This is a genomic window from Aliterella sp. E5.1 (assembly GCF_057473825.1).
On the sequence record NZ_JBYCCV010000267.1, the window covers coordinates 1 to 2,173 of the forward strand.

Consider the following 2,173-nt stretch of genomic DNA (forward strand, 5'->3'; position numbering starts at 1 on the left):
GAATCTTAGCTTTGGTTTTAGGAGCTCGTAGTGCCGCGACCTTTTGGCAGTTATGGTTAATTTTACGCGGCTGGGAATGCTTTCTTTACATCACTGACGGCTACCCAGTTTACAAATGTTTGATTAATGATTTGGCTCATCTAGTAAGCAAGTTAGGGAGCACACGAGTTGAAGGGGAGAATAGTCGCTGACGGCACTACTTGGCACGATTAGATCGCCAGACGTTCTGTTATTCCAAGTCCCAGGAGATGCTGCGCTATTCCATTGGCTTACTCCTTCATTATTTGAAGTTCAAGACCGTGCCTATTCCCACTCGACCATCCCTATAATATGCAACGCCGAAAAAAGAATTAAGTGAGCGAGTCCATAATTGCCCGTGTGGACTTACTATCGACCGCGACGTAGCGGCAGCAAAAGTTATGCTCAACTGGGCAACGGGGTTAGGAACTAGCCTCGATAAACGTGGATCAGATAGCTCTACTTCTATTCACTGCGGTGGATTTAAGCAACTAGCCGAAATGAAGCATCAGAAACCTCGTCCATCGTCCTAAATGGGCGGGGTAGTTCATAATTCAGAGGTAGGAATCATAGAATATTCGACTAATCACGGTTTGCAAGTGCTTTGCCCCGATCGCCCCGAAGTCAATCATTTTGTTATTGCCAAAAAAGGCAACAGGTTTGCAAAAGCAAGAAATCTACCCTATATTTATTTGCAAAAGTGCGAACCGCCTCAGCTAATCGTTGAAAGTCCTAGCACCGAAGCAATAGGCTATGGTTATGCTCAAGCTATAAGACTACCCTATACTATTGCTAGTAAAATTGATGAGTATCCCGAAGGAACAATGATTGTCTGCATCACTGATGATAACCAGAAATCCGCCGCTTTTGGCTATGCTAATGCTGTTCCATTACCCTACAGTCGAGACAGCGTGTATATTCAGAAAATCGATATGCTTGATACCGAGTATGCAGTGATGTTAGTGGATAAACCAAGGTCTTGAAATGCGGAGTTTATTTTGGTTTCTTCCGGCAATAGCTATCCCCCTAGTGTGCCTACAACTATCCTTTGGGCAACCATATTCTACTACAACGGTTGATACTCAAAAGAAACCTCTGCCGCCACCCGCCCTACTGCCGCAGACAACTCCAGCCGCTCCTACAGTTAGTGCTTCCCATCCGCGAACCTCAGCGAAAAAGCAGCTTCAAAAAGTAATCGCACCAAAGCATCTGCCACAAGCTAAAAGCTTGAACAACAAAGCAACTACTTACCCCTACACCGCTCCAGCTATCGAAATTAGGGTTGCAATCGCACAAAATATTGATAAGCTGGCGATCGCATCTTCTACGGCAGCAAACATTATCGATGGTAACGGGCAACAGCTAGAGCAACTGCCGCCATCTCAAGCATTTCAAGTATCTGCTAGTAGCTCAAGCATTGCATTTCAAGAAGTGCAAATACCTTCTGGTCTATGGATTGAGCCGACGAAGGGAGGAGCGGTATTTGTCGGTAATAGCTGGTATAGGGGCAAGTTACTATTGGTAGCGCAAGGAGATAAGCTACTTGCTATAAACTATGTGGGTTTGGAAGAATATCTCCTATCTGTAGTAGGCAGCGAAATGTCTGCCGCCGCCCCTATGGAGGCACTGAAAGCCCAAGCTGTCGCCGCGAGGTCGTATGCTTTGGTGCATACTTTTCGCAATGCCCATGAAAAATATGATTTAGGTAACGATGAAAGACATCAGGCATACAAAGGCATTGCTACCGAATACAATACGACCCACCAGGCAGTTGGGGAAACCGCCGGGGAAATCCTTAGCTACCAGGGTGGGGTAGTCGAATCGCTTTATGCAGCAACGCAGGCGATCGTGGACAAGGCGCATAAGGGAGCGGGGATGAGCCAAAATGGAGCTTATGCTTATGCGAATCAGGGGTATGATTATCGGCAGATTTTGGGGATTTATTACCCAGGAGTGGCGATCGCGAGGTTGGAGTCGAAGCGCTGATAAATTCTTTTTCTGAGTAGCTGCTTGGCAAAGGAAGACAGAAGTTAAGCCAATATACCTTTAAAAGATATAAAATAGAAACTTGAATTGGCAAAGGGTGGAGGGGACAATGCCTGCCAAAGGATTTCTAAATCTGGAACAGAAAGAGAGATTGCAAACGCTAGTACGC

2 protein-coding genes and 1 pseudogene are annotated in these 2,173 nt (G+C 45.9%); all 3 read left to right on the plus strand.

Going from position 1 to position 2,173, the window contains the following annotated elements:
• Window positions 1-329, plus strand: a pseudogene (locus AC2VE5_RS26135) (IS1 family transposase); the annotation flags it as partial.
• A gap of 222 nt (window positions 330-551) precedes the next feature.
• Entirely contained in the window at window positions 552-1,001 is a 450-nt protein-coding gene (locus tag AC2VE5_RS26140; protein ID WP_486890475.1) for a hypothetical protein, read from the plus strand.
• Between the two features lies 1 nt (window position 1,002).
• Complete coding sequence (locus tag AC2VE5_RS26145; RefSeq protein ID WP_486890476.1) at window positions 1,003-2,004, plus strand: SpoIID/LytB domain-containing protein; 1,002 nt, start codon at window positions 1,003-1,005, stop codon at window positions 2,002-2,004.
• Window positions 2,005-2,173 lie beyond the last annotated feature (169 nt).

What these genes read in the sequence shown, in the direction of transcription:
- AC2VE5_RS26140 (WP_486890475.1), top strand. Translation starts at nt 552, where the DNA reads ATGGGCGGGGTAGTTCATAATTCAGAGGTAGGAATCATAGAATATTCG.
- AC2VE5_RS26145 (WP_486890476.1), top strand. Translation starts at nt 1,003, where the DNA reads ATGCGGAGTTTATTTTGGTTTCTTCCGGCAATAGCTATCCCCCTAGTG.